Consider the following 2296-nt stretch of genomic DNA (forward strand, 5'->3'; position numbering starts at 1 on the left):
AAACAGTGGGGACCCACCGTGGTCTACCCCCTAGGGTTCGTCGGCAGCGTCAGATGTGTATAAGGGACAGACCTGCGACAATCCCGGCCAGGGCCCCGCCTGCACCAGCGATGACATGTGCAGGTCCCAGGGCTTCGTCCGCTGCGCCAGCTCGGGCTGCTGCACCACGGTTCCGAAGCGCTGACACTGCCTTCGCGAGACGAGGGAGCGCTCGATCGCCTGGTCGCCACGCTGCGCTCAAGTCGAATACACTCCAGGGCTCCTGACCCACACCCTGGAGGCTCACATGCTGCGTTCCCTGTGTTTCATCGTCCTGTGCTCCGTTGGACTCACCGCCTGCGGCCCGGAGGCCGTCGACGCGAACGATGAGACGTTCGGCGCAAGCCAGCAGGGCCTCGCCTGCGAGACGGGCTCGGGCTACTGCCGCGGCACCACGAACACCTGTGCCTGGCTCACCAGCAACCCCAGTGAAGGGCTGTGTCGTCCCAAGTGCAGCCCCACCGGAACGTGTTCCTCCGGCACCTGCTGGTCGCAGCCGAACGGGGAGCCGTACTGCAACGGCGTCCGGCTATAGCGCTGGCGGGAGCAGCAGCACCTGCTCCAGCAGCCCTCGCAGTTCCTGCTCCAGTCCCGGCACCGAGGCGGCGCGCAGATTGCCGCCGCCCCGGAAGAGGGACAGTCCTTCGAAGAAGGCGACCAGCAGCGCCGCGCGCCGCTCCCGGCGCGCCGGCGTGAGGTCGGGGGCAAGCTGTCGCAGCAGGTCCACCACGCCCGCGCGGTAGCCGGCGTAGAAGACCGCGAGCGCGTCCGCCACCATGGCGTCCCTCGCGGCCAGCGCCCACAGCTCCGCGAAGAACTGGCAGGCCTGGGGTGAGTCCTGATCCTCCAGGACGGCGTCCACCGCGTGCCGCAGCCGCTGCGCCGGTTCACCGCCTCCGCCCTCCACCCGCGCGTGGACCCGCTGGAGGGCCTGCTCCAGGTAGCGCGCCAGCAGCGCGCGCACCACGTCCTGCTTCGTGGGGAAGTAGTACTGCAGGTTGCCCAGGCTCACGCCCGCGCGCTGGGCCACGCCCCGCAGGCTGAGCCCCGCGTAGCCCTCCTGGACCAGGACCTCCATGGTCGCGTCCAGGATGTGGCCCACGCGCTCGGTGCCCTTGGCGTGCACCGCCGTGCCCTCGCGGGGGCTCGCGGAAGGAAGGGCCCCGACGACCTTCTTGCTCGCGCGGCGCGGCATCACGCCACCTCGCGCGCCAGGGACGCGTCGATGCGGACCTCGACGCCGCAGGCGCCGAGCGTGGCCAGCGTCTGTTCGGGGCGGGGTTCGTGCTCCGGGAACCACACGCCCGCGGGCGGCGGTGGCGCACCATCCAGCCCCAGGAGCCGCTCGGCACCCAACAGCGCTCCAACGGCGGTGAGGTGGGCCTGTCCCTTCGGATCCACCACTTCGATGCGGACATGGCCGCGCTCGCCCTCCACATCCGCCACCCACGCGGCTTCTCCCCCCGTGTTGCTGCCGGTGAGCAGGCTCCGGCGCAGCGCCGTCCAGCGGGGGTGCTGGAGCAGCCGCAGGATGCCGAGCCGCTGGAGCACGACCAGCGTCCAGGTCGCGGAGCCCGAGTCGAAGCCCAGCCGCGTCGTCACCGTGCGCGCGCCCAGCACCCGGGGCAGCGTCGCCTGTTCAGGCGTGTCCAGCCGGAAGACCCGGGTGGCCCGGCCGTCGGAGAACGTCACCCGCCGACCGTCCGTCAGCGGCAGCACCTGACGCTCGCGGCCATCCTCCGTCACCTCGTAGGACAGGCCCAGCCGGTCCATGTACTCCAGGGAGTCCGGTCCGGCCTGATCCGCGAGCGCGAACCGGATGGCCACCTCCACCCGCTCCAGGCGCCCGACCCTTTCGGCGGCCAGGGCCACGAGGCGCGGCACCAGCCCCGCCATCCACGCGGAGCCCAGCAGCACCGGCGCCCGCGGCGGCGCTCCGGACAGCCGCAGCACCGTGGCCATCATCCGGGACGTCCACCGGGTGATGTCCAGGACGGGCACCCCGTCGCGCGACGCCGCCATCAGCAGGACGTCGTCCGGGTCGTTGACCAGCGACAGCACGGCGCGAGGCCGTCCCCCCAGCGCCGCCAGCGCACCGGGCGAGCGGACCTCCAGCGCGACGCCCTCCGCTCCGCCCAGCCGCGCGGCCAGCTCCCGGGCCGGCGCCTCCCTGCGCCCGGCGATGAGCAGCGGCAGGTCCGGATGACGCTCCCTCAGGAGCCCGGCGAGCTGGGCGCCCACCACCCCATAGCCCCCC

Annotated in this window: 3 protein-coding genes; 1 reads left to right on the forward strand and 2 read right to left on the reverse strand. The window is 72.7% G+C overall.

Annotated elements, in window-relative coordinates:
• Positions 1 to 286: 286 nt before the first annotated feature.
• Positions 287 to 574 (forward strand): hypothetical protein, encoded by a 288-nt coding sequence (locus D7Y13_RS40930; RefSeq protein WP_120535438.1) that lies wholly within the window; start codon positions 287 to 289, stop codon positions 572 to 574.
• Here D7Y13_RS40930 and D7Y13_RS40935 read toward each other — a convergent pair.
• Positions 569 to 1234 carry a TetR/AcrR family transcriptional regulator gene (locus D7Y13_RS40935; protein WP_120535437.1) on the reverse strand — a complete coding sequence of 222 codons (666 nt, stop codon included), beginning with the start codon at positions 1232 to 1234 and terminating at the stop codon, positions 569 to 571. The two genes, D7Y13_RS40930 and D7Y13_RS40935, sit on opposite strands and share 6 nt — an antisense overlap.
• Positions 1234 to 2296 (reverse strand): saccharopine dehydrogenase family protein (locus tag D7Y13_RS40940; RefSeq protein WP_120631040.1); only part of this gene is annotated, 1063 nt, incomplete at its 5' end. The genes D7Y13_RS40940 and D7Y13_RS40935, both read right to left, overlap by 1 nt.

This window comes from Corallococcus praedator (assembly GCF_003612125.1).
GTDB lineage: Bacteria > Myxococcota > Myxococcia > Myxococcales > Myxococcaceae > Corallococcus > Corallococcus praedator.

Bases quoted from the DNA above. Each gene is read 5' to 3' on its own strand.
- D7Y13_RS40930 (WP_120535438.1), top strand. From the start codon at position 287: ATGCTGCGTTCCCTGTGTTTCATCGTCCTGTGCTCCGTTGGACTCACC.
- D7Y13_RS40935 (WP_120535437.1), bottom strand. From the start codon at position 1,234: ATGCCGCGCCGCGCGAGCAAGAAGGTCGTCGGGGCCCTTCCTTCCGCG.